Here is a 22,194-nt window from a genome sequence, read left to right as displayed (position 1 = left end):
CCAAAGGATTCTTCTTTTTATCTTTGTCTTATCTTTGGTTGGTTCAACGAAGAGACAAAATAAAGATTGAATGAGTTAAACAAGAGATTAAAAAAGACAAGATGAAAAAGAAAATTACTTTATGTATGGTGCTTTCCACATTCATTATTTGCGCCATGTTATGTCTGACAAATTGTAGTAACGACGATGCCCCTACTTCTGTCTTCACCCCCGAAGCCCTGAAGCAAACTACTTGGCAAGCGCAAATGACCGTGTACAATATCGAAGATGAAATAGACTACACAAAACAATCCATTCTTCAGTTTACCAACGAATCAGAAGGCATTTATACAAGAACGAACGAAGAAGACGGATATATGTGGAACACAGATTTTACTTACCAAGTAAATGGAAAAATCATCACGTTCGACAACATAGCAGGTCCATGGACGGTGCTGGAATACACAGGAACACACCTCGTAATGGAAGCCTATAATCCCAATAAGATGGTGTGGACATTGGAGAAGATGTATTAACCTAAAAATAGCGGATATGAAGATTTCAACAATTCTCTTTTTCTGCCTACTAATGACAGCTTGTATGCAGACAAAATCCTTTCACCGGATAAACGGCTGGTACTACGTAACATCACAGACTACAGACAGCCTTTCACAAACACCTTTCCTTACTGTTAAGGATTTCGATACTTTACGTTTGGGAACTGATGCTTTTGGACACTCGGTCATTACCGGTGTCTTCCTCCAAGATAAATTGCCTATATGGAGAGAAGCCACAACAAAGAGTGTAGGAAAGTACATCGCTTTCGTTTTCAATGACACGGTGATAACTGCTCCTCAGGTTAATAGTTCCATAGAAAGCGGATGTTTCCAAATTTCCAATCCGCATGGATATGATTTGGAACGTATCTTTAGGGAACTACAAAAAGAAATTGATACATCAAGGTTTGGACATTAAATATTAACTGGAAAATGGGAACATTAGGTTGCATAAATGATATGCTACAACGGGATAAAGAGAACCGTGAGTTTCGCAAGTTGAATAGAGACAGGATGAAAGAACATCACAAATATCTTGTAGGCAAAGGTAAAAATGCTGATTTATCCAATGTTTCCATTGAAAAGATAGAAGAAATCCGTAAAAAAACCATAGAAAAGGAGCAATCAGACCAAATATATCTGTTTAAGATATATATATTTCTTACAATATGCCTTTTAGTGCTATTTTTATTGGGATTACTTTGCTATAAACTATTTTTCTAAATACCCAAAACACAACAACTTGCAGATTACAATATTATGAATTGAAATAAGCCTTTTCCGAAGTCTCGCTAAGGCTTATTTTTTATATGAATACATACATGAATCTAATTTTAGAACAGCGATTTTTCCACTTATTGTCGGAATATTCACAACGTAAAGTTTCTGCATCGGAGTTTACAAAAGCTATTGAAGAGTTGGCTATTCATGTAGCCAATTTTAGTATCAACGAACAGGATTACAACGTTTTATTGCGTTGCTTTTCCTTTGGCTTACACCGTCTTAAATCGTATCGTGTACGGTTTGAGCAAGAAAAAAATGCCTTATTTGCATCTAATTGATGAAGCAATAGGGCTAATAAATAATGTAAATCGCCTTATCGAATGGCGCATCAAGTACCCGGAACAATTCAAATAACGGATTGGCAAACAAACACTTTCCCCTCTCTATCTCGCAGACAAGACAGCCCTTATCAACATCATGGAAATGGTAAGCGGCCTGTTCCTCTCCAAAAGCATTGTCTATCAGAACGGAAAACCTGCCTATTTGGTGGACCTATCCAAAGGGTTTGAATGGTTGTTTAATATCAAGATAAGCGACTGTCACCAAAAACATGAGGACGTAATAAAACGAAAACCGGGCAAACTTACCAAGTTTCTTAATGGACTGGTAGACCTTATCCGAAAGGAACATGATAAAAAAGGATATAGATAATCAGCGATTTGCGATTTATTCATAATGGACTCCATGAGTACCCCTGTAATATCCTTGCACTCTTTTTCTGAACTTTGCTTCATCAAATCACAAAAAGTACAATCTGAAATATGAAGCAATTATGTATCTAGAGAATGATAAATTGGGCGAATGGATGCAGAAGTTGTACGCCAAACTGGAAGAACTCTGCAAAGATGTACGGGTGTTGCGTAACGCCGATAAGGTGCTGCCCGAAGATGATAACCTGTTGGATAATCAAGATTTGTGTCTGTTGTTCAAAGTAAGTATCAAAACCCTTCAACGTTACCGGGCTATCGGTGTGCTGCCGTACTTCACAATCAGCGGAAAAGTGTATTACAAGGCTTCCGATGTCCGAGAGTTTATTAAAGAAAGGTTCAGCATTACCACGCTACGCCAGTTCGAGAAAGCACACTGCACGAAGAAAAAGAAGTGAATTAAAACAGCCGAAACGGTGAATGTGCTTCATCCGTTCCGGCTTTCTCTGTTTATGGCTTACCCAACTTATCGGCTTCTTTTTTTAGTTGCTCAGCTTGCTCGTTCAACAGCCTTGCACGTTCCAGTGCTTCCGCCTGCTTTTGGATGCGATATTCAAAATCTATCACTGAATCGGTCAGACTTCGGATAAAACCGTTATCCCGTTGCCACTTGAATTTATTTTCCAGCATATCAAAAGTTTCTCCGTCTGTCTGTCCCTGCATCAGCAAATAGCGATACTTTATATCGTTGTCCTGTAACTGCCGCATACGTTCAGCCAAACGGACATTCAAGAATATGGAAGCGGAACAGATAACCAGCACTGCCGAAAAAAGAAACAATCCCGGACGAATCCAAGAAGCGACCTTGTTGTAAATCCGTTGATAGAGCGGTAAGGGTGCAGCGTCCTCTTTATTCGTCTTGCAAGAGCCCAAAGCATCAATCATTACCTTGAAACAACGGTAGATTTCCAATACTATTTTCTTGGTGTCCTCAATATGTTTCTGCTGACCCTGCATCCTGTTCCTTATCTCGTCAAGCTGGTTTCGGATAGCCTGCAAATCCTTTTCGGGAACAGCCGGGTTGCTGTACAATTCCGACAATGCCTGTTCGATTGTGTTCAGTCTTTCAAGAGTTTCCTCCCGACTGGCTGGCGTTACCTGTGCTTCCTGCTTCTCTTTCAGTTCTGTAACCATTGAGAGAAGCCCCTCTAAAATCAAATTTTCCTCCATACGCTTATAACTTTAGTTGTTTTTTCTTTTTTTTCTTCTTCTTTCTCAAAAAGGAATCATCGGGCATTTCATCAGCCGGGGCTGACAAACCGGAAAACAAACCGCCTAAACCTGTTATAAAAGAATTATCCGCTTTGTCGGGTGCTGATACTGGTTTCTGAACAGGTGCGGTAACCGTCTGCTTATTGCTTCCGACTGTCGTCTGCCCTACATCCCCAAAACATTTATCCAGTTTGGAGAAACTGAAATTACGGTCTATTTCCGAACCCTTGAACGTGTATTCGCCTTTGGAAAAGGATATGCCCTGTATCTCGTCGGTCTGTCCCTTTCGTTTGAACTGGATAGTGATACCCTTTTCCGCTAACCTGTGCTGCAACTGCTGCCAGTTACGGGATTTGCTGATTTCGTTTTTCACAGCCGTGTAAATCTCGTATTTTGATTTGTCCGGCTCTTTCAATCGGTGCTGCTTCACCTGCTCTTTTCCCTCGGCGAAATAAAGCCCGTGTTTGGCTTTCAGCTTCTTGCATACCTGTTCGTTACGGTACATGTCGTTCCTGTCCGAAATGGTCTTGCCGTTGTTGTCTATACGGTTGAACACGATATGCACATGTGGGTGTTCCCGGTCTTGATGGCGCACGATGATATACTGCGTATCGGTGATTTTCATTTCACGCATATACTCCTGCGCAAGCTGTACCATCTTCCCGTCTGTCAATTTGGGCGCATCCACTGCCGAATAACTTAACGCAATATGTCCGACAGGTTTCTTCAAATCGGGATTCATTCCGGTCTGCATACAGAAGCTGCGGATTATATCGCCCCGGCTTTCAGTCAGAACCCCGTCCGCATGAAGCAAAACCGCCTGCTCCTTGCCCAACACATAGTTCACACAGCCCTTAAAACCGCTTCCCTTTTTTATTTTTCCAATCATCCGACAAATGGTTTATGATTTCAATAATCCTATCTTTGAGCTTCACCAGTTCCACCGCCACCAGTGCGAAACCTCCGGCATTCGCCCGGTGCGCCAACTGGTTGATGTTGTTGGCTTCCCCTGCCAGTTTGCGGATGGTGTCCGCATCCTGCCTGTTCAATCGGGGTATGACCTCTGCCGAAACAACCGCCTGCCGGACATACTCACTGACACGCAACCCGGCTTCCCCGGCTCGCTTTCTGATGGCGTAATACTGCAACTCGGTCAGTTTCGTACTGACAACCCGTTGCTGCTTCTCTATCCGTTTCTTTGCCGGACGTCCCCCCGGCTTGTCCTTTATATTCGTCATGTTTTTTTACGTTTAAATGGTGTCTTAAAAATTGCGACCAACGGGAGAAATTTTCTTTGCGGTGAGCAAAGCAAGGTAGTTTCGGTTTACCGAAACATAACCTTGCTCTCCAAATAAACCGCCAGCCGTTGGTAATCCTGCCAGACTAAATGCCCCTACCCCTTTTCTGCCTTGGGGCGGCACGTTGTCCGGTTTCCTGCTTCGTTTCCTGCGTTTGGCTGGCTGCGTTTTTCTGCTCCTGCTTCCTGCCGCACAGGTAATCGTTCAAGTCCGAATAGCCCCTATAATTGTGCGAGAAGTCACGTACACGGTAGGAGTATTCCAATTCGATAGCCCGTGTCGCTTCAAACCCTGCCTTGTCATTATCAAGCATACAGTGGATGCGCTCATACGGGGACAGCACGTCAATGGCTTTCGGCACGTTGACAGTCGAGTTAAGAATAACATAGTCCTGCCTGTCAAGGTCGGGCATGGTCGGACAATTCTTCATCCGGAGCGTGAGGAAAGAAAGATAGTCCATAAAACCCTCGAATACCAAACATTTCTCTCTCGGCTCTCCCTGCTGCCGTATATGGGTAATGTCTTTCGGGGCGATGCAACCCTTAAAAAAGGAATTGCGAACCTCGTAACCTCCTGCCATGTTCGGGAAACCGATAGCAAAGAACGGTCTGCCGTTATTGGTAAAGTGGAGTTCCTTACATTCTCTTTTTGCCAGTTCGACATTGATACCCCGTCCCTGCAAGTAACGGAGCAATGCCGGATGGGTAAGGTCACGGACTTCCAAATGCTGGAAACTCGGTTCTGTCCTACGCTGGGGAAAAGAAAAACTGACCGGGCGGACGTGCGGTGTCTGTTCCGCTATCCGGTTTAAAAGGTATGGTAGGCTGTCGGAGCAATAGAGTTCCTTTGCCAGTGCGATGATGTTACCGCCCTTGCCTGCGCCAAAGTCATACCAAAGGTTGCGGTCAGTGTTCACCTTGAAAGACGGTTCGTGTTCCTCCCTTAACGGTGATTTGTACCATAAACCATTACCCTGCTGCTTGACGGGAGGGTAACCTAAACTGTGCAGATAGTCTGCGATGGGTATTTGTTTCACATCTTCGATGTTCATAACATTTTCTTTTTTGGGGATAAAAAAATAGTTGAAAAGTGCGCCAGTCCTGTTTAGTCCGTTATATATACACCCGTACCATACTAAACCTGCCTGCTCCGATACCGGGAAACAAACAGTCCGTTACGCTTATATATACACCCGGACTAAACCAAACTGACTTTTAATAATGGAAATCGGGATTGTAGCGGTAGCCCTTGCCCTCTTTCACAATCATGCGCTTGTTCACAAGGAACTTGTTCAGTTCCACATGGATATTGCGCCCACGCTCGTAGCCGATACTCGCATAGCCTTGTTTCAAGGTCTTTAGGACATTCTCGTAACCATATATAACCTGTTTGCCAAAACCGTTTGCCAAAGCCGTCCTGTGCTGTTGCTCCGTCAGTTCCGCCAGTGGAAAGCCCCTGTCTTGGCTGGGCTGCTTGAATACATAACCGTCCACGACTTCGGGTAATGCGTTGTCATTGATACGGAATGCGAACGGGTCAAACTCCCGGTCACGTATGTGCATCGCCTTTACCTCGCTTATGTTACCGTCCTGCTGGCTTTTCGTGATTTGCAGGACGGTTTCAGCCTTGTTGTTCAGTTCCGTGCCGATATGCCCCCTTGTGTTGTCATCCCCCTTGTTCAAATGCAATACGGTGTGGATATGCAGGTTATAGCCGCTTGACCAGCGCATCAAGAGATTGATTAGGTCAGTCGATTCGCTCGGACTGTTGATGTCATACATCAAGTCACGGATTCCGTCAATGATGAGCAACCCCACATCGGGCATATTTTCAAGCATATAGCCGATAATCTGCTTCCGTTTGTCGGGGGTCTGCTCCCTTAGCACGATGAAAACAAAATCCTCCCTATCCTTGTCTGTCGGCAGTCCGGCAAGGCGCAAAATACGCTCCATGACCTTATGGCAATGGTACTTGCTCTGTTCGGTATCAACATAGAGAATTTTCCGCTTGTTCGGTGGCAGGCATGCAGAATACTTCAGTACCTCGTCATTCTTCAACGCCGCCGCAACGATAGCGGAAATGTTGAATGTCTTTTTGCTCTTGGCTTTGCCTGTGGATGCGCTGAAATTACCCAACGTGCCAATGGTAGAACCGTTCACCCAAAGAATTTCGGGCGGTACTTCATAAGTGTCCGTCACTTTTAAATGAATGGTTTTCCAAAGGGTCGCAAAATCCTCTTTCGTCATGGCTATACCTTGTCCGGTTTCCTCTTTCTTCTTGTTTTCCATAGCCATTATTTCTTTAGAGGACGGTTAAGGATATACTTCTGCGCTTCCTGCTCTATCTGCGCCTGCGTCTTCACCGGGTTCTGACGCAACCACGCTTCCAACTCCGCTTTCTCAAAATAAAGCATTTTGCCCTGCGGTTTGTAATGAGGTATCAAGTTACCCGAAGTCAGCTTGTACAGGTAACTTTTTGAAAGGTTCAAGAACTTGCTCGCTTCATCGAAGCTAAGCACATTCTTTGAAAGGAACAACATCTTTTCGAGTTCGGAAACTCTTAACTCTAAATCTCTTTCCATATTGTTTAGGAATTTAGGTGAAACAATATGAAGGTGCGCACCCTCGTTTTTTTTGTTAACGGGGGCAAAGTTAAGAGCTTGAAAATGAAGTCTAATTGACCTTTGTTTGAGCGTTCAATCTATGCTCAACCTTTTTTCAGTTGTTTGATGTATTTGTCTATGATTTCATATCCTTTCGGATAGATAGATTTTGCTTGGTCTGTCGCGCTTGACAAATCAGTACGTGTAAGTGGTTCGCCTTTTATCTTTCCCAATATCAGCTTATTGTTTGCTATGACGGACTGCCATTCATAAACAATGTAATTATAGCAACCAAGCTGCATCATGAGATAGGCAAACAAACGTGTATTATTGACTTTCAGGACTCCGTCAAGTTTACAATTGAAAAAATCGGTAAGTATTTTAGCATTTATGGTGGTAGTAAAAACATGAGCTTCATTAATACAGTCGGCAAGCAAGTTGATTTCCTTCGGGGTAAGTACGGATTTGAAAGGGCTGATTTTGCCTACAATCTTGACTGGCTTATTTTCCGTACTTTCTTTTTTCTCTTTTGGCAAGGTCTGTTCTTGGATGGCAACCGTATCTGTATAGTATTTGCTTTCTTGTTCTTGAAGATGGGTCAAATACTTAGAAAATACGACAAAATTAATAATGATAGAAAAGTAGGGAAGTTGTTCTTCATAACAGGATGGTTCACGTAAATATGCATCCATATCGAAATTAGAACACCGGAAACCTACATACTTTCTTTTTTCATCAGGATTTAAGACCTCAAAGAAACTGCTTTCCCACAGGAAATCGGGAATATTTATATCCAACACAATGTATTGCAATACACGGTATTTTTGTTGAATGGTTACAATATTCTCAGTCACACGGAAAATTTCTTGGCGCAAATAGTCCTTTAGTTGGGCTTGCGTCAAATACTCACGCTTTAAAAATAGTTCATCTACTTTGGTTTTATAGTCATGTGCTATGCAACTATCCAAAATCTTCTGTATCTCTCTGAAATTGGTTTCTATATAATTTTCCATAACCGTATCTTTATAAAATCGTTTCCACTACAAATATAAGCTGGAAATCTTATTTTCCGAGAAAACATTGGCAATAATAAGGGAGAAAGGAAAGTATAAGAGTTAAGAAATTATAAAGATGCAGGGGCGAGAACTATAAAAGTACACTCTATTCTTGTTTTCGTCAATCAGTACACATTTAGTACGCCTTACAGAAAGAGAAAATCCTGATAATCAAGTGATTATCAGGATTTATTCGTACCCTTAACCGTTCTGTTCTCGAACCAATTCCTACATGATTTGGATTTAATTTGGGAACTACGGGAACTGATACCATTATAAAAGCCAACCTTTTATATTTGGATTACATCATTTCAAATTAACTATTTCTCAACCACAAAGATAAAATATTTAATGATACAAAGCAAGTATGGTAAATAACATATTAGTTTGTAAGTGAATTAAGGTTTATCTCTTATGTGATTAATAGACAAGACATAGCACCGTAACTCGGCTCTTAAAATACCCTATTTTAGCAGGTATGGTTAATAAGAACAAACGACTCTGTATCTAAATTTTCTGGTCCAGATATTTTTTCTGTGAAATCAACCTACTATTCTTTACATTCTTACTTCATTTTACTATTTATCTAGTATAAAATCAATTAATATGGATAATATAGGAAAAAGAATGTATCGTAATCTTGGAGACGATACCAAAGCGAAAATCAGTCAATCATTAAGAGGTAGAAGCAAGTCAGCTTCGCATATCCAAGCAATATCACAAGGCATGAGTAATTACTGGAAGACTATACCAGTCAAACCAGATGACAACTCAAGTGACAAGACAGAAAAAGAGGGGCAATAATCCCCTCTCTTTTCATAGTCCTTTGATATACTCCATTATCAAAGGGGGAAATTGTAGCCTACAGAGTACATTTCCCACAAGAATAAAAGAATAACTTTAATTTTTTAATGACATCGCAATATGAAACGAAACGATTAATCACTTTTGATAGAATTAAAATTAAATCCAACTATAAATATCTTCTCAATACTAAAGTGAAGTTTAATGAAATGTTTCATTCACGTAGTGGAGAGAAAATAGGTATATTTTATAGTTCTAAAGATGATATAAATATACCTTATAACCTTTATATAGCTGTCAGTTATATAAAACAAACCTTAACTCTTGAATTTTCCAGTAAGATTTTGAAAGAAAAATATCCAGACTTAATTTCAAGAGATACTATCAAAGAATGTCTAACCAATATAAACCAACTAAATATTTGTGATATTGACGTAGATAGTATCTTATCAAATGGGGCAATTACATCAGTAGATGTAACTTATGATGCAAACCTTATTCTAAGTGATAATCTTCTGGACGCTCTTAATTCGCAAGTAAACAACTATAGACGCTTCAAGTGGGCACATTACGATAAAGAGGGAATTATGTTTACTAAAGATGTGAAATCCAAAGATTGTACGGAGACAATCACCTTATATAATAAAGAAAAAGAAATATGTACCAGCCACAATAAAGACTTTTTAAATAGCCTATCACAACCACAATCAGTAATAGACTATTTCAAAGAGAAAACCAGATTTGAAATTACATTAGACACGCCTAAAAAGATAATGAAGTATCTGAATTTGACCGATACCAAAATATTCAGTGTACTAAATTCCGATACAAACCCTATCCTTGCTCAATTTGACAAGGTTTTCGGTAATTCTACAGCCAATATGCCAAACACAACTTTTGATGATTACGAAAATTGGGCAATGAAAATCATTCTCGAAAGGTACAATGGTGACTTAAAACTACTAGAGCAGGATGTTAGAAGTAAATTCAGTTCACGCAGCGGAGCAACAAAACGAATGAAAAAGTTTGAAACGGTTTATCATGCAATGACATCAGCCTCAACTAGCGAAAACCCTATTGAAAAGATACGTAATCTGTTACTTTGATGAGGCTTATGTATCAAAACAAAAAGTGTATCAATATAATCTATCAAAAGACCTATTGATACACTTTTTTTTGTGTCAGTTTAATCTAAAAGATTATTGTGATTAATTTTTGTGATAAAGAACTCTACCTTTTATCGTATATTCACTACCATTTTTTGTGAACTTAAAATCATCATAACGAAGCGTTATAGTTTCAGAGGTCACATTATCCACAACGACTTTTCCACCTACTGTAGTATAAGTATAGCTAGAGCCTAAATCTGTATTTTTCACAAATTCTTTAACTTTAGCATTAAGTTCCATTCCGTTGGTTAGCTTATCTACACTAGCAGCATCATTACTTGCAATCGTAAAATAACTTATATCCATAAGACTTTCTGGATTACTAAAGCCAGCCTCAAAACTAATAGACTGACTATAAGAGTTGTACGACACAGATGCAGACTCATCATTAAGGTACTCTTTACCATTGATAATAATGGTATTTTCAACTTTTCCATTGTCATTGTCATCATCACTGGAACAAGACATAAACACACTAGTAGTTAAAAGAACTACAAACAAAATAAATACATTCTTTTTCATCTTATAAGAGTTTATTAATTAAGAATTTGTTAGTTATCATATATGATAACCAGTCTGCAAAGATAAGCCCTTTTCTTTGTTATCACAAATGATAACTACAGAAAAATGAATGAGCAGCAACTTTTTATTAAAATAGGAGACAAAATAAAGGAAATAAGGCTTGAAAAAGGAATAAGTCAACAAGACTTGGCAGCTAAATGCAACTTTGAAAAAGCTAATATGTCGCGAATTGAAGCTGGACGCACCAATCTGACGATAAAAAACGCATATAAAATTAGTCTTGCTTTAGGAGTTAGGCTAAAAGACCTATTAGATGTAGAATAATTACTTTACTTTTTAGGCATCGTTATCAAAAAACCTTTTCTTATAGTGCATAGAGAGTTCTGATACGGCTTTTCTTCTTTCAATCCATAATTTCTTAATGTCCCCAATGCGATACCCAAGTCTTTAGGACTGAATTTCGTATAAATTGCAGAGAGTGAGCCAAAATAGTAATGTTGTCCGTTGTATTCAACGTGAACAACTGTTCTTTCTTGTTTATTATCCATATTGTGTATATTTTACTCCACAAAGGAATGATAAATATTTAATATTTACCATATTTCTAGCCTTATTTAACGCTATAAATGATTTATATTAAATATACGTCACTATCTTTGCATCATAAACAAGTAACACCATGAAAAAAGTAGTAATCTTTGCACGAGTATCAAGTACCAACGGAACACAAGACTATGAACGTCAAATAAATGATTTGAGAACATTAGCCTCAGCAAACAACTGGGTAGTTGAGGCTATATTTGCGGAGAAAGTATCTGGAGCAAAAAAGAACATAGAACGCATAGAACTAATGAATATGATAAGCTATATCAACTCACACAATATAAATAAAGTATTAATAACCGAACTATCCAGACTTGGACGTGATACCCTACAAGTTTTACAAACCATAGAGATACTCAATCAAAACAGAGTATCAGTATTCATTCAAAATTATAATATTGAAACACTTACTCCAGAGGGAGAAATCAATCCAATGAGCCAATTTCTTATCACTATACTTGCCGAAGTAGCACGTATGGAGCGCAAGACCATTCGAGAACGTGTAGCGAGCGGCTATCAGAATTTCCTCAATAATGGTGGTAAGGTAGGGCGAAAAATGGGATATACGAAAAGCGATGAGGCTATGAGGGAAGAGTATGGAGAAGAAATTAGACTCTTGAAAAGAGGGTATTCACTCCGAAATACCTCAAAACTGACGGGAACAAGTATCAACACCTTGCGTAAATTAACCAAATTAACATAATTTACACATCAAAAGTGGTAATTGTATTTATAGGTCGTATATTTGCAATGTTGGTACATCAATTCACTTAAAAAAATATCTTTTACTTCAAATAATGATATATGGGGCAAGAAGCACATTCATGCCTAGGCACTTCCTTGTCTTGTGGATTGATTGAATGTGTAAGAATAAGTTGCATCATACATTGCAACACAATAATACCAGTATCTAATGATACCATTGGAACAATGCGCAGCGATACTCAATAAAGGTAAAGAAAAATACGATAATGAGAAAGTAAAAATAGTGAGACAATATCTATACCTATTAGCAGAATTGCAGATAGAGAATGAAAAAATAGCATTAACTAAAAAACAAGAATTATGAATGCAAATGTGATAATATATTGTAGAGTAAGTTCGGATGAACAAACATTAGGAGCCAGCTTAGACATACAAGAAGAACGCTTACGGAAGTATTGTAACCAAATGGGATATAACATCATTGATAATATCCCATACAGAGAGGACGAGAGTGCTAAAACATTTGAGAAACGTCCTGTTATACAAGGAATAATGAACTATATACGTAAGAACAAAGGTAAAGTGAATAAGTTACTATTCTTGCGGTGGGATAGATATTCACGAGATATTATCAGTGCCAGTGAAAACCTAAAAGAATTAATCAAATTGGGAGTTGAACCAAATGCAATCGAAGCACCTTTAGACTTCAATTCTGACACTTGGCCCCTTTTATTGGGAGTACACATAGGCTCGGCACAATGCGACAACATCAAGAGGTCAAAAGCCACAATGGACGGTATTCATGGAACATTGGCAAAAGGGAAATGTGCTAATAAAGCACCAAGAGGATATAAGAATGTACGTATTAGCAAACATGAAACCCATGTAGAAATAGATACCAATACAGCACCATTTATACAAGCCATATTTAAGGAAGTGGCTAAAGGCATTGAAACACCTTGTTATATCCGTAGGAAGTTTGCAAGAAAAGGATATAATATACCCGAAAGTTCATTTCTTGAAATGCTACGTAACAAATTTTATATCGGTAAAATTCGTGTGCCAGCATACAAAGGAGAACACGAATATTATGTAAACGGTGAACACGAAGCAATTATAGATGAAGAAACATTCTACAAAGTTCAAGAAATATTAGACGGCAAAAGAAAGAAAACACCTAAACTATCCAAAGCCATAAATCCTGACTTATTTTTGCGGAAGTTTTTAATCTGCCCCGTATGTGGTTGTGCCTTAACTGGTGCTACAAGTTCGGGCAATGGCGGCAAATACACCTACTACTTTTGTTGTAACAATCAAAAACATATAAGAATGAGAGCAGAGAACGTAAACGAAGAGTTCGCTCGATATACAGCCCAATTAAAGCCCAATAAAACGGTATTGGACTTGTATAACGAAATTCTAAAGGATTTGCAAAACGAACGCAAAGGAGAAAGCAAAAAAGAAGCAGCAGCACTGCAAAATGAACTTTCTACCGTCCAAAAACGTATCAATAGCATTGAGGATAAATATCTGGACGGAGACTTAACCAAAGAACAATATAACAGAATGTTGGAGAGATACACAAAAGAAGCCTCAGCCATGCAACAACAGATTGAAATGCGTGAGAACCCTAACCGTGGTAATATCGAACCAAAACTAAACTACTCTATCAATCTGATAAACAATATAGATAGCTATATAAGAAATGCGTCTGTAGGAGTAAAAATTAAGCTGATAAGTTCGATGTTTCCCGAAAAAATCGAATTTGACGGAAAAACATATCGAACCAATTCTTATAACAAAGTTCTTGATTTAATCTATCAGCAAACCAACGAGTTACGAGGGGTAGAAAAGAAAAACGGAGAGAGTTTTTCAACTTTCTCCGCTTCAGTACCCAGACCCGGGGTCGAACCGGGATGGAAGTGAATCCACTGGTGTTTGAGACCAGCGCGTCTACCGATTCCGCCATCTGGGCATGTTTGATTTCTCAATTGCGGTGCAAAGATACGGCTTTTTTCTAAACCTGCAATACTTTTCCTAAAAAAAGGAGAAAAAAGTCATAAAACATTCTACAAACATTCCGTGTTTCCAAAATATAGTGTACTTTAGCAGAAACTTTTAAAACAAACGATATGACAACAAATAAGGATAATTTCTGTGTTATCATGGGTGGAGGTATCGGCAGTCGCTTCTGGCCGTTTAGTCGAAAAACACTCCCTAAACAGTTTCTGGACTTCTTTGGCACAGGCAGGTCATTACTGCAACAAACCTTCGACCGCTTCAATAAAGTTATTCCCACAGAGAACATACTTATCGTTACAAACGATTTATACGCTGATCTTGTAAAGGAGCAACTGTCTGAATTGAATCCCGAACAAATTTTGCTGGAGCCTACACGCAGAAATACTGCTCCGTGTATCGCATGGGCAGCTTATCACATTCGCGCATTAAACCCGAATGCCAATATCGTGGTAGCTCCATCCGATCATTTGATTCTGAAGGAAGGAGAATTCCTTGATGCCATAGAAAAAGGCTTGACGTTCGTATCTCAATCAGAAAAGTTGCTTACTCTCGGTATCAAACCGAACCGTCCCGAAACAGGTTATGGTTACATTCAGATAGCCGAACAAGCAGGAGACAATTTCTACAAGGTGAAGACCTTTACCGAAAAGCCTGAACTGGAGTTAGCCAAAGTTTTCGTAGAAAGCGGAGAATTTTATTGGAACTCCGGTCTCTTCATGTGGAATGTAAACTCTGTCATCAAAGCCGTGGAAGCACTACTTCCCGAACTGGCAAGCAAATTGATTCCTGGTAAAGATGTATACGGTACTCCTGCCGAAAAAGCATTCATCGACGAAAATTTCCCTGCATGCCCCAATGTATCCGTCGACTTCGGCATCATGGAGAAAGCAGACAATGTATATGTTTCATTAGGAGATTTCGGCTGGTCCGATTTAGGTACATGGGGTTCATTGTATGACTTGTCCCCAAAGGACAAAGAAGGGAATGTAACCTTGAAGTGTGAGTCTCTAATGTACAACAGTAAAGACAACATCGTGGTGCTCCCACAAAACAAACTCGCCGTTATTGATGGCCTGGAAGGTTATCTCATCGCTGAATCGGACAATGTATTGCTGATTTGCAAGAAGGATGAAGAACATTCTATCCGTAAATACGTAAATGACGCACAAATAAAGTTAGGGGAAGATTACATCTAACCGGATATCGAAATTTGAAAGCATAGACTTTCAAACCAGAATAAAGGAAACGGGGGCTGAAATGGATTCAGTCCCCGTTCTTATTATAAAAGGAAGGAGTTTTATTTTTAGAATGCAGCACGAATTGCTTCGGCAACAGCTTTAAATTCTTCATCAGAAAGTTTCAGCTTTGGATTGGAGAACAGCATGTCCGACTCTTTCTGCATAGGAATAAGATGAATGTGCGCATGAGGTACTTCCAGACCAATCACTGCTTCACCTACTTTCTTGCAAGGAAAAGCCTTCTCAATGGCACGAGCCACCTTCTTGGCGAAAACATGCATTGCTGCCAGACCTTCATCATCCAGATCAAAGATATAATCCACTTCCTGCTTGGGAACGACGAGCGTATGCCCTTTCACCAGCGGATTGATGTCCAGAAATGCAAAGAACTTATCGTCCTCCGCCACCTTATAGCTTGGTATTTCACCTGCGATAATTCTACTGAATATTGTTGCCATAACTTTTATGATATATAAATTAAGGCAAGCCCGCATACGGACCTGCCTTTACTTTAAAATGATATGTTCACTACTTCAAGATTAACCATGCCCTGCGGCACCTTGATTTCAGCTACATCACCCACTTTCTTACCAAGTAAACCTTGTGCAATGGGAGTGTTAACAGAAATCTTTCCTTCTTTCAGATTAGCTTCGCTTTCCGAAACAATGGTATAAATCATCTTCATGCCATTTTTTATGTTCTTCAGTTCCACCTTGTTCAAAATCTGCACGGAATCCGTTTTCAGCTTAGACTCATCAATAATCTTGGCATCTGCTATAATCGTCTTCAATTTATTGATTTTCATCTCAAGCATGCCCTGCGCCTCTTTGGCGGCATCATACTCCGCATTCTCCGACAGGTCACCTTTGTCACGTGCTTCGGCAATAGCAGCCGAAATCTTAGGACGTTCTACCGTCTCCAATTCTTTCAGTTCGGCCATCAATTTCTTGTAGCCTTCTTCTGACATATAAGCCATACTTTTTTCCTCCTTTTTAGTTTCTAAATGGTATTATATAACAAAAAAGAATTCCAACATGGTCAGCATGCTGGAACCCTCTTCCGATTTTTCTTTTGCAAAGATAGCCTTTTAATTAATGCGTGTCAAGCAAAAATTGCTGCTATGTAACATATTTAAATAAAAACTTCTAATTTATAACAAGTTACAACAGTGCTTTCACCGCAGCGTCCAGGTCTTTTATAGTCTCTCCACGAGCGCTCAACTCACTATTCCGGTTAATCAGGAACAGAGAAGGAACCTCCTTAACGTTGTACATAGCGGCCACATTTGAGTAAATTCCATTTGCATCTCTTACAGAAATCCAAGGCAGATTATCAGCCGTTGTTTTCCAGAAATGCTCGTCAGCATCCAGTGAAACCTGATAGATCACCAGTCCCTGATCTTTATATTTAGTATAGAGGTCATTCAGCAAGAAGTTATGGGGAGCAGAAGCTGCACTTTGGTAAATAGTAAAGTCCAACAAGACTACTTTACCCTTCAGATCACTCAACTTATGGGTATTCCCCTTCATATCACGAAGGCTGATATCGATGATACCGGTTTCGGAAATAACCTCTTCCGGCAACTCCAGAACTTTCTGTTGCGGTGTACGGGTATTCTTCATCCCCTTAATCACAATATTATAAAGATTCTTGGAGCGATCTGCATGCGGATAATAATTATTCAGACTGGTAGCAACGGCGGCAAAGCACTTAATATCATCCTTGCTATTCAAAGGATCGAAGATAAGGTAATTATTCAGTTTCTGGAACAGAGCAAAATAAGCGGCAGCCGTATTGGGAGCTGCAAAAATATATTTAGTTTTCACCTCATCCTTATAATCTTTCATCAAGGCAGCCAGTTTTTCTTCAAAAACATCGGCACCTATCTGATGAGCCTGCATCTTCTTCACCAACTCATTCACCTCATTCTGCAACTGCACTTGCTTCAACGTCAATTCCTTTATCTTGGTGCTGTTTGCCGAACCTTCTACCGTATAAGCCGTAGCAAAATCAGCATACGGCGCTTTCAGTCCGATAGTTTCCGTAGAATCCACAGAGAAATTGATAACCTTGTCATCCACACGAAGGCGGTAGAACTCCGGAGATACCGGACGTGTTTGTTTGAAACTGAAAGAACCGTCACCCTTCAACTTTACAGAATCCAAGGGCACGATACCCTCCAAAGCAGCTGCTTCCAGGTACAGCATTTTACCATCGGCACCTGAAACTTCACCTTCAACTTTGAATTTCGGTTCAGAATTACATGCACTTAAAGCCAAAGCGGCAAGTGCAACAAAACAGATCTTTTTCATATTTAGCTTCTTAATTTCTATTAGAAAGAACGTGCAAATATAGTTCTTTTCAAGTTTAGTCAAAGCATTTTCATTGCTTCTTCCACATGGAAACCTAAAAAAATAGTCAATTATAAACTTTTTTATCTCATTCCCACCTGATTACATGAATTAATATGTATCTTTGCACGAATTTTGAAAGAAAATATAGATAAAACATTTTTTATGATTAACCCAATTGTTAAGACGATCGAGCTCCCTGATGGCAGAACCATCACACTCGAAACGGGAAAGCTGGCAAAACAGGCAGACGGTTCTGTAATGCTTCGTATGGGTAACACCATGCTTCTTGCTACTGTTTGTGCCGCTAAGGACGCAGTTCCCGGAACAGATTTCATGCCGTTACAGGTAGAGTACAAAGAAAAATTCTCCGCATCCGGACGTTTTCCCGGAGGTTTCACCAAGCGTGAAGGACGCGCTTCGGATTATGAAATCCTGACCTGCCGCCTTGTTGACCGTGCTCTCCGCCCCTTATTCCCCGATAATTATCACGCAGAGGTATATGTAAACATCATCCTCTATTCCGCTGACGGTGTTGATATGCCGGACGCATTGGCAGGGCTTGCCGCTTCTGCCGCCCTCGCTGTTTCAGATATTCCTTTCAACGGACCTATTTCCGAAGTACGCGTAGCACGCATCGACGGACAGTTCGTTATCAACCCTACTTTTGATCAACTGGAAAAAGCTGACATGGACCTCATGGTGGGTGCTACTTACGAAAACATCATGATGGTAGAAGGTGAAATGAGTGAAGTTTCCGAACTTGACTTGCTGAACGCCATGAAAGCAGCCCACGAAGCAATCAAAGTGCAATGCCAGGCTCAGAAAGAGCTGGCAGAGGCTGTTGGTTCTACCGTAAAACGCGAATATTGCCACGAAGTAAACGACGAAGAACTGCGTAAAGCCGTTCACGAAGCTTGCTATGCAAAGGCTTATGCCATCGCCGCTTCCGGCAACAAAAATAAACATGAACGCATGGACGCTTTCGATGCTATCCGCGAAGAGTTCAAAGCGCAGTTCAGCGAAGAAGAGCTGGCAGAAAAAGCAGCACTGATCGACCGCTACTACCACGATGTAGAAAAAGAGGCTATGCGCCGCAGCATCCTGGACGAAGGTAAACGCCTTGACGGACGTAAGACTGACGAGATTCGTCCTATCTGGAGTGAAATCAGCTACCTGCCCGGACCTCACGGTTCTGCTATCTTCACTCGCGGTGAAACTCAATCCTTGTCTACCGTTACCCTCGGTACAAAACTGGATGAGAAGATTATTGACAACGTACTGGAACATGGCAAAGAACGTTTCCTGTTGCATTATAACTTCCCTCCGTTCTCTACCGGAGAAGCCAAAGCACAGCGTGGCGTAGGCCGTCGTGAAGTTGGTCACGGACACTTAGCTTGGCGTGCACTGAAAGGACAAATTCCTGCTGACTACCCGTATGTAGTGCGCGTAGTATCCGATATTCTTGAATCTAACGGTTCTTCTTCTATGGCTACCGTATGTGCTGGAACACTGGCATTGATGGATGCAGGTGTGAAGATCAAACAACCGGTATCAGGTATCGCTATGGGATTGATCAAGAATCCGGGCGAAGACAAATATGCTGTATTGTCCGACATCCTTGGTGATGAAGACCACTTGGGCGACATGGACTTCAAAGTAACAGGAACCAAGAACGGTATCACCGCTACTCAGATGGATATCAAGGTAGACGGTCTGTCATTCGACATTCTGGAACGCGCTTTGAACCAAGCTAAAGAAGGGCGCATGCACATCCTCGGCAAGATCTTGGAAACTATCCAGGAGCCACGTGCAGAATTGAAACCACATGCTCCGCGCATCGAAACGATGACTATTCCTAAAGAATTCATCGGTGCAGTAATCGGCCCTGGTGGTAAGATTATTCAAGGCATGCAGGAAGAAACCGGTGCTACAATCACTATCGAAGAAGTAGACAACATCGGAAGAATAGAAATCTCCGGAACTAACAAGAAGAGCATTGATGACGCTATGCGTCTTATCAAGGGCATCGTTGCCGTACCAGAAGTTGGCGAAGTATACAAAGGTAAAGTACGTTCTGTAATGCCTTATGGCGCTTTTGTTGAGTTCCTGCCGGGTAAAGACGGTTTGTTGCACATCTCTGAAATCGACTGGAAACGTCTGGAAACAGTAGAAGAAGCCGGTATCAAGGAAGGTGATGAAATCGAAGTGAAACTGCTTGATATTGATCCGAAGACCGGTAAGTTTAAACTTTCCCGCAAAGTATTACTTCCAAGACCGGAAAGACAAGAAAGACCTGAAAAGAAATAAGAAATACCTTATTCTTCATCTTATAAAGCCCGACGGAAATCCGCCGGGCTTTCTTTTTGTAAAAAAAAGAAGCGAAAAACCAGAAAAAACTTTTCATACTTTTGCGTATTCCAAAAAGATTATGTTACTTTACCCTATAAACCTTAAATAAGAGAGATTATATTTAAAAATGCCTGTTACCGGTAACCTATATACTATGGATTTATTTTCTCGTTTCTTTCGGGAGAATCAAGAAAAGTTTCTTGCCTTTGCCTATTCCTACATCAGAAGCTGGGTAGAAGCAGAAGATATTCTTATGGAATCCATGATTTCTCTGTGGGAATGCCGCGACCGTTGGGAAGAAGATAAAGGTCTGCACGCATTGCTCCTTACCATTATCAAGAATAAGGCACTCAATTACCTAGAACACGAACAAACCCGCCTGCGTATTGAGGAAGATTTGAATTCGCACCGTCAGCGCGAGTTAGATCTGCGTATTGCCACGTTGAAAGATTGTGAACCCGACAAAATTTTCAGTACTGAGATACAGCATATCGTGAACAAGGCATTGGAGAAGATGCCGTCACAAAGCCGTGAAATATTCATACTCAGCCGTTACAGCAACCTGCCAAACAAAAAAATAGCCGAACAGCTGAATGTCTCTCTAAAAACAGTAGAATTTCATATCACCAAAGCTCTGCGTATCCTGCGTGTAGAACTGAAAGATTATCTCGCCTCTATCCTACTTTAGTAAAACTCTCCTGCTTTTCTTTGATAATATAAATAAAAGATGTATCCATAATTCCCAATCCGGCAAGTTAATACCGGCAATTAATTAATCTCCTGTTACATTCCATAAAGTTCTGATGTGCCTCCAGTGCATCACACGGATATTCTATGCGCTTACGTTTGGAGTACCCGAAAAACAGAACAAAGCTATCCGCTCCATACCCAATTCTAATCTTCTTCGTACTCTCCTCGTACCTGCTTCGCTATTTTCATCCTCCTATAGAAGCGAAGCGGGAACGAACCGGATACGACTTAGAAGAGTTCCTGACAGTTTCTCCTTTTCTACCATACTTTGAAGAAAAAACAAAAAAAGTTTCATTTTCCGTTAGGGTAGTTCCAAGTTCACCTGTATTAATTATAGAGGGGCAGAAAAAACGCCCTTATTCAACAAACAAATTAAGTACCTTATGAACCAAGAACTATTATATAAGTATTTTAAAGGAACCGCCACCATTGAAGAAGAAAAGCGCATCCTTGACTGGGTGGAAGCCTCGGAAGAAAATCGGGAAGCTTTCTTGAAAGAACGTATGATGTTTGATGTCGCTTTATTCTCCGACAGGCAAAGTACCGGAAAAAAGACATTTCGTCTGACTCCGATATTAAAATGGGGAATACGTGTAGCTGCCGTTATCATCGTAGGCGTATGCGGTTATTTCATGACTAATGATTACCTATATAATAAAGCATCCCTGCCACAAACAGTAACCGTCCCCGCCGGACAACGTGCACAAATCACTCTTGCCGACGGCACACGAGTATGGCTGAATGCACAGTCCACATTGACCTATGCTTCCAACTTTGGGCGTGGCGAAAGAAACGTGGAACTGGATGGTGAAGCCTACTTTGAAGTGGCCAAAAATAAAGATATCCCCTTCTATGTGCACACTGAGATGAACAAGGTGAAAGTCGTAGGTACCAGTTTCAATGTTTGTGCCTATAGAGGTAGCAAAGAGTTCGGTACCACATTGGTAGAAGGCATAGTAGATATTTATCCTGCCAATAGCAATCAAATGATTACCCGCCTGCAAAAAGACGAAGTTTTCTTGAATGAAGACGGGAAATGTAAGAAAACCACTCTTCCCTCTTACGAATATCTGCGTTGGAAAGAAGGGTTATACTGCTTCGATGATGCCCCTTTCAATGGTATTCTCGGTAGACTGGAAAAATACTATAACGTAAAAATAACCGTTGCTAGCCCTGAGCTGCTGAATTATGGAAGTTTTACCGGAAAATTCCGCGAACAAGACGGCATAGAACACATTCTTCGAACCATCTCTAAAGATCATCCTTTTGAGTTCACGATCAACGAAGAGAAAGACTCGATCACCATCTATAAGAAGTAATTTGATATCAAAGATAAAACCTTAAAATTTAGTACTAACCTCTTAAACAGAAAAGCATTATGAAATAAAAGAAACAGTCAACCAATTCCCCCCACAAAAAAGATCGGAAAGTACCCCCATACTTTCCGATCCGAAACAGTCAAAAATCGACCTTAATCAATTTATT

The 22,194-nt window shown here is 40.3% G+C and carries 26 protein-coding genes, 1 tRNA gene and 1 pseudogene; 15 read left to right on the top strand and 13 right to left on the bottom strand.

Annotated elements, in window-relative coordinates:
- Nucleotides 1-101 precede the first annotated feature (101 nt).
- The 6 genes and pseudogenes from VYM24_RS07760 to VYM24_RS07735 all read left to right on the top strand — a co-directional run bounded on the left by VYM24_RS07760 (nucleotide 102) and on the right by VYM24_RS07735 (nucleotide 2,424).
- Nucleotides 102-515, top strand: coding sequence for a hypothetical protein (locus VYM24_RS07760; RefSeq protein WP_004294812.1), 414 nt, complete (start codon nucleotides 102-104; stop codon nucleotides 513-515).
- 16 nt (nucleotides 516-531) lie between these two features.
- A complete protein-coding gene (locus VYM24_RS07755; protein ID WP_007662070.1) occupies nucleotides 532-954 on the top strand; it encodes a SecDF P1 head subdomain-containing protein in 423 nt (140 codons plus the stop codon).
- A gap of 14 nt (nucleotides 955-968) precedes the next feature.
- Nucleotides 969-1,259, top strand: coding sequence for a hypothetical protein (locus tag VYM24_RS07750; protein ID WP_138292409.1), 291 nt, complete (start codon nucleotides 969-971; stop codon nucleotides 1,257-1,259).
- A 98-nt stretch (nucleotides 1,260-1,357) separates the two neighbouring features.
- On the top strand, nucleotides 1,358-1,597 hold the full coding sequence (locus tag VYM24_RS07745; RefSeq protein WP_230372598.1) for a hypothetical protein: 240 nt from the start codon (nucleotides 1,358-1,360) through the stop codon (nucleotides 1,595-1,597).
- Nucleotides 1,551-1,970, top strand: a pseudogene (locus tag VYM24_RS07740) (hypothetical protein). The gene VYM24_RS07745 and the pseudogene VYM24_RS07740 overlap by 47 nt, the downstream one beginning before the upstream one ends.
- Nucleotides 1,971-2,091: 121 nt before the next feature.
- The gene (locus tag VYM24_RS07735) at nucleotides 2,092-2,424 is read left to right on the top strand and encodes a helix-turn-helix domain-containing protein (protein ID WP_138292410.1); all 333 of its coding nucleotides are present in this window, start codon (nucleotides 2,092-2,094) and stop codon (nucleotides 2,422-2,424) included.
- Nucleotides 2,425-2,476: 52 nt separating this feature from the next.
- Here VYM24_RS07735 and VYM24_RS07730 read toward each other — a convergent pair whose 3' ends face one another.
- The 7 genes from VYM24_RS07730 to VYM24_RS07700 form a co-directional block, all read right to left on the bottom strand.
- Nucleotides 2,477-3,196: a hypothetical protein gene (locus VYM24_RS07730; RefSeq protein ID WP_138292411.1), complete on the bottom strand. Its 720-nt coding sequence runs from the start codon at nucleotides 3,194-3,196 to the stop codon at nucleotides 2,477-2,479.
- A gap of 4 nt (nucleotides 3,197-3,200) precedes the next feature.
- On the bottom strand, nucleotides 3,201-4,127 hold the full coding sequence (locus VYM24_RS07725) for a relaxase/mobilization nuclease domain-containing protein (protein WP_138292412.1): 927 nt from the start codon (nucleotides 4,125-4,127) through the stop codon (nucleotides 3,201-3,203).
- Nucleotides 4,093-4,476 (bottom strand): MobC family plasmid mobilization relaxosome protein, encoded by a 384-nt coding sequence (locus VYM24_RS07720; RefSeq protein ID WP_138292413.1) that lies wholly within the window; start codon nucleotides 4,474-4,476, stop codon nucleotides 4,093-4,095. Before VYM24_RS07720 ends, VYM24_RS07725 begins: the two co-directional genes overlap by 35 nt.
- Nucleotides 4,477-4,621: 145 nt before the next feature.
- Nucleotides 4,622-5,587: a toprim domain-containing protein gene (locus VYM24_RS07715; protein ID WP_138292414.1), complete on the bottom strand. Its 966-nt coding sequence runs from the start codon at nucleotides 5,585-5,587 to the stop codon at nucleotides 4,622-4,624.
- Between the two features lie 163 nt (nucleotides 5,588-5,750).
- The gene (locus VYM24_RS07710; RefSeq protein ID WP_138292415.1) at nucleotides 5,751-6,824 is read right to left on the bottom strand and encodes an AAA family ATPase; all 1,074 of its coding nucleotides are present in this window, start codon (nucleotides 6,822-6,824) and stop codon (nucleotides 5,751-5,753) included.
- A 5-nt stretch (nucleotides 6,825-6,829) separates the two neighbouring features.
- The gene (locus VYM24_RS07705) at nucleotides 6,830-7,117 is read right to left on the bottom strand and encodes a helix-turn-helix domain-containing protein (protein ID WP_004310673.1); all 288 of its coding nucleotides are present in this window, start codon (nucleotides 7,115-7,117) and stop codon (nucleotides 6,830-6,832) included.
- A 125-nt stretch (nucleotides 7,118-7,242) separates the two neighbouring features.
- Nucleotides 7,243-8,151 (bottom strand): hypothetical protein, encoded by a 909-nt coding sequence (locus VYM24_RS07700; RefSeq protein WP_007662042.1) that lies wholly within the window; start codon nucleotides 8,149-8,151, stop codon nucleotides 7,243-7,245.
- Between the two features lie 648 nt (nucleotides 8,152-8,799).
- Between VYM24_RS07700 and VYM24_RS07695 the strand changes: the two genes are divergently transcribed.
- Both VYM24_RS07695 and VYM24_RS07690 read left to right on the top strand, forming a co-directional pair.
- Nucleotides 8,800-8,997 carry a hypothetical protein gene (locus VYM24_RS07695; RefSeq protein WP_016268862.1) on the top strand — a complete coding sequence of 66 codons (198 nt, stop codon included), beginning with the start codon at nucleotides 8,800-8,802 and terminating at the stop codon, nucleotides 8,995-8,997.
- A gap of 107 nt (nucleotides 8,998-9,104) precedes the next feature.
- Nucleotides 9,105-10,103, top strand: a complete 999-nt coding sequence (locus VYM24_RS07690; RefSeq protein WP_057098936.1) for a hypothetical protein — start codon at nucleotides 9,105-9,107, stop codon at nucleotides 10,101-10,103.
- Nucleotides 10,104-10,205: 102 nt separating this feature from the next.
- Here the strand turns inward: VYM24_RS07690 and VYM24_RS07685 are convergent, their stop codons facing one another.
- Nucleotides 10,206-10,688 carry a hypothetical protein gene (locus tag VYM24_RS07685; protein WP_057098937.1) on the bottom strand — a complete coding sequence of 161 codons (483 nt, stop codon included), beginning with the start codon at nucleotides 10,686-10,688 and terminating at the stop codon, nucleotides 10,206-10,208.
- 105 nt (nucleotides 10,689-10,793) lie between these two features.
- On the opposite strand from VYM24_RS07685, the gene VYM24_RS07680 reads away from it, so the two are divergent.
- Nucleotides 10,794-11,012: a helix-turn-helix domain-containing protein gene (locus VYM24_RS07680; protein ID WP_005791420.1), complete on the top strand. Its 219-nt coding sequence runs from the start codon at nucleotides 10,794-10,796 to the stop codon at nucleotides 11,010-11,012.
- 5 nt (nucleotides 11,013-11,017) lie between these two features.
- On the opposite strand, the gene VYM24_RS07675 is transcribed toward VYM24_RS07680, so the two are convergent.
- Nucleotides 11,018-11,236 carry a hypothetical protein gene (locus VYM24_RS07675; protein ID WP_016268865.1) on the bottom strand — a complete coding sequence of 73 codons (219 nt, stop codon included), beginning with the start codon at nucleotides 11,234-11,236 and terminating at the stop codon, nucleotides 11,018-11,020.
- A gap of 131 nt (nucleotides 11,237-11,367) precedes the next feature.
- Between VYM24_RS07675 and VYM24_RS07670 the strand changes: the two genes are divergently transcribed.
- Together VYM24_RS07670 and VYM24_RS07665 are read left to right on the top strand one after the other, a co-directional pair.
- On the top strand, nucleotides 11,368-11,994 hold the full coding sequence (locus VYM24_RS07670) for a recombinase family protein (protein ID WP_120381907.1): 627 nt from the start codon (nucleotides 11,368-11,370) through the stop codon (nucleotides 11,992-11,994).
- 362 nt (nucleotides 11,995-12,356) lie between these two features.
- Nucleotides 12,357-13,922, top strand: coding sequence for a recombinase family protein (locus tag VYM24_RS07665; protein WP_195570419.1), 1,566 nt, complete (start codon nucleotides 12,357-12,359; stop codon nucleotides 13,920-13,922).
- On the opposite strand, the gene VYM24_RS07660 is transcribed toward VYM24_RS07665, so the two are convergent.
- A tRNA-Leu gene (locus VYM24_RS07660) sits at nucleotides 13,888-13,971 on the bottom strand. The genes VYM24_RS07665 and VYM24_RS07660 overlap by 35 nt on opposite strands.
- Before the next feature lie 157 nt (nucleotides 13,972-14,128).
- Between VYM24_RS07660 and VYM24_RS07655 the strand changes: the two genes are divergently transcribed.
- Nucleotides 14,129-15,214 (top strand): mannose-1-phosphate guanylyltransferase, encoded by a 1,086-nt coding sequence (locus VYM24_RS07655; protein ID WP_291550091.1) that lies wholly within the window; start codon nucleotides 14,129-14,131, stop codon nucleotides 15,212-15,214.
- Nucleotides 15,215-15,321: 107 nt separating this feature from the next.
- On the opposite strand, the gene VYM24_RS07650 is transcribed toward VYM24_RS07655, so the two are convergent.
- From VYM24_RS07650 to VYM24_RS07640, 3 genes are all read right to left on the bottom strand, one after another.
- Nucleotides 15,322-15,714: an HIT family protein gene (locus tag VYM24_RS07650; RefSeq protein ID WP_291550090.1), complete on the bottom strand. Its 393-nt coding sequence runs from the start codon at nucleotides 15,712-15,714 to the stop codon at nucleotides 15,322-15,324.
- A gap of 53 nt (nucleotides 15,715-15,767) precedes the next feature.
- Nucleotides 15,768-16,232 carry a transcription elongation factor GreA gene (gene greA, locus VYM24_RS07645; protein ID WP_007211964.1) on the bottom strand — a complete coding sequence of 155 codons (465 nt, stop codon included), beginning with the start codon at nucleotides 16,230-16,232 and terminating at the stop codon, nucleotides 15,768-15,770.
- A 184-nt stretch (nucleotides 16,233-16,416) separates the two neighbouring features.
- Entirely contained in the window at nucleotides 16,417-17,568 is a 1,152-nt protein-coding gene (locus VYM24_RS07640) for a TlpA disulfide reductase family protein (RefSeq protein ID WP_330941900.1), read from the bottom strand.
- A 204-nt stretch (nucleotides 17,569-17,772) separates the two neighbouring features.
- Here VYM24_RS07640 and pnp point away from each other — a divergent pair, with 204 nt between their 5' ends.
- The 3 genes from pnp (at nucleotide 17,773) to VYM24_RS07625 (ending at nucleotide 22,028) form a co-directional block, all read left to right on the top strand.
- Nucleotides 17,773-19,917, top strand: coding sequence for a polyribonucleotide nucleotidyltransferase (pnp, locus tag VYM24_RS07635; RefSeq protein WP_291550087.1), 2,145 nt, complete (start codon nucleotides 17,773-17,775; stop codon nucleotides 19,915-19,917).
- Between the two features lie 169 nt (nucleotides 19,918-20,086).
- On the top strand, nucleotides 20,087-20,647 hold the full coding sequence (locus tag VYM24_RS07630) for an RNA polymerase sigma-70 factor (RefSeq protein ID WP_291550086.1): 561 nt from the start codon (nucleotides 20,087-20,089) through the stop codon (nucleotides 20,645-20,647).
- 445 nt (nucleotides 20,648-21,092) lie between these two features.
- The gene (locus VYM24_RS07625; protein ID WP_291550085.1) at nucleotides 21,093-22,028 is read left to right on the top strand and encodes a FecR family protein; all 936 of its coding nucleotides are present in this window, start codon (nucleotides 21,093-21,095) and stop codon (nucleotides 22,026-22,028) included.
- Nucleotides 22,029-22,194 lie beyond the last annotated feature (166 nt).

Source organism: Bacteroides sp. MSB163 (genome assembly GCF_036416795.1).
Taxonomy (GTDB): Bacteria; Bacteroidota; Bacteroidia; order Bacteroidales; family Bacteroidaceae; genus Bacteroides; species Bacteroides maternus.
Note: the sequence above shows the minus strand (reverse complement) of the source record. Positions and strands in the feature narration are given on the sequence as shown.

What these genes read in the sequence shown, in the direction of transcription:
- VYM24_RS07760 (WP_004294812.1), top strand. Translation starts at nt 102, where the DNA reads ATGAAAAAGAAAATTACTTTATGTATGGTGCTTTCCACATTCATTATT.
- VYM24_RS07755 (WP_007662070.1), top strand. Translation starts at nt 532, where the DNA reads ATGAAGATTTCAACAATTCTCTTTTTCTGCCTACTAATGACAGCTTGT.
- VYM24_RS07750 (WP_138292409.1), top strand. Translation starts at nt 969, where the DNA reads ATGGGAACATTAGGTTGCATAAATGATATGCTACAACGGGATAAAGAG.
- VYM24_RS07745 (WP_230372598.1), top strand. Translation starts at nt 1,358, where the DNA reads ATGAATCTAATTTTAGAACAGCGATTTTTCCACTTATTGTCGGAATAT.
- VYM24_RS07735 (WP_138292410.1), top strand. Translation starts at nt 2,092, where the DNA reads ATGTATCTAGAGAATGATAAATTGGGCGAATGGATGCAGAAGTTGTAC.
- VYM24_RS07730 (WP_138292411.1), bottom strand. Translation starts at nt 3,196, where the DNA reads ATGGAGGAAAATTTGATTTTAGAGGGGCTTCTCTCAATGGTTACAGAA.
- VYM24_RS07725 (WP_138292412.1), bottom strand. Translation starts at nt 4,127, where the DNA reads ATGATTGGAAAAATAAAAAAGGGAAGCGGTTTTAAGGGCTGTGTGAAC.
- VYM24_RS07720 (WP_138292413.1), bottom strand. Translation starts at nt 4,476, where the DNA reads ATGACGAATATAAAGGACAAGCCGGGGGGACGTCCGGCAAAGAAACGG.
- VYM24_RS07715 (WP_138292414.1), bottom strand. Translation starts at nt 5,587, where the DNA reads ATGAACATCGAAGATGTGAAACAAATACCCATCGCAGACTATCTGCAC.
- VYM24_RS07710 (WP_138292415.1), bottom strand. Translation starts at nt 6,824, where the DNA reads ATGGAAAACAAGAAGAAAGAGGAAACCGGACAAGGTATAGCCATGACG.
- VYM24_RS07705 (WP_004310673.1), bottom strand. Translation starts at nt 7,117, where the DNA reads ATGGAAAGAGATTTAGAGTTAAGAGTTTCCGAACTCGAAAAGATGTTG.
- VYM24_RS07700 (WP_007662042.1), bottom strand. Translation starts at nt 8,151, where the DNA reads ATGGAAAATTATATAGAAACCAATTTCAGAGAGATACAGAAGATTTTG.
- VYM24_RS07695 (WP_016268862.1), top strand. Translation starts at nt 8,800, where the DNA reads ATGGATAATATAGGAAAAAGAATGTATCGTAATCTTGGAGACGATACC.
- VYM24_RS07690 (WP_057098936.1), top strand. Translation starts at nt 9,105, where the DNA reads ATGACATCGCAATATGAAACGAAACGATTAATCACTTTTGATAGAATT.
- VYM24_RS07685 (WP_057098937.1), bottom strand. Translation starts at nt 10,688, where the DNA reads ATGAAAAAGAATGTATTTATTTTGTTTGTAGTTCTTTTAACTACTAGT.
- VYM24_RS07680 (WP_005791420.1), top strand. Translation starts at nt 10,794, where the DNA reads ATGAATGAGCAGCAACTTTTTATTAAAATAGGAGACAAAATAAAGGAA.
- VYM24_RS07675 (WP_016268865.1), bottom strand. Translation starts at nt 11,236, where the DNA reads ATGGATAATAAACAAGAAAGAACAGTTGTTCACGTTGAATACAACGGA.
- VYM24_RS07670 (WP_120381907.1), top strand. Translation starts at nt 11,368, where the DNA reads ATGAAAAAAGTAGTAATCTTTGCACGAGTATCAAGTACCAACGGAACA.
- VYM24_RS07665 (WP_195570419.1), top strand. Translation starts at nt 12,357, where the DNA reads ATGAATGCAAATGTGATAATATATTGTAGAGTAAGTTCGGATGAACAA.
- VYM24_RS07655 (WP_291550091.1), top strand. Translation starts at nt 14,129, where the DNA reads ATGACAACAAATAAGGATAATTTCTGTGTTATCATGGGTGGAGGTATC.
- VYM24_RS07650 (WP_291550090.1), bottom strand. Translation starts at nt 15,714, where the DNA reads ATGGCAACAATATTCAGTAGAATTATCGCAGGTGAAATACCAAGCTAT.
- greA (WP_007211964.1), bottom strand. Translation starts at nt 16,232, where the DNA reads ATGGCTTATATGTCAGAAGAAGGCTACAAGAAATTGATGGCCGAACTG.
- VYM24_RS07640 (WP_330941900.1), bottom strand. Translation starts at nt 17,568, where the DNA reads ATGAAAAAGATCTGTTTTGTTGCACTTGCCGCTTTGGCTTTAAGTGCA.
- pnp (WP_291550087.1), top strand. Translation starts at nt 17,773, where the DNA reads ATGATTAACCCAATTGTTAAGACGATCGAGCTCCCTGATGGCAGAACC.
- VYM24_RS07630 (WP_291550086.1), top strand. Translation starts at nt 20,087, where the DNA reads ATGCCTGTTACCGGTAACCTATATACTATGGATTTATTTTCTCGTTTC.
- VYM24_RS07625 (WP_291550085.1), top strand. Translation starts at nt 21,093, where the DNA reads ATGAACCAAGAACTATTATATAAGTATTTTAAAGGAACCGCCACCATT.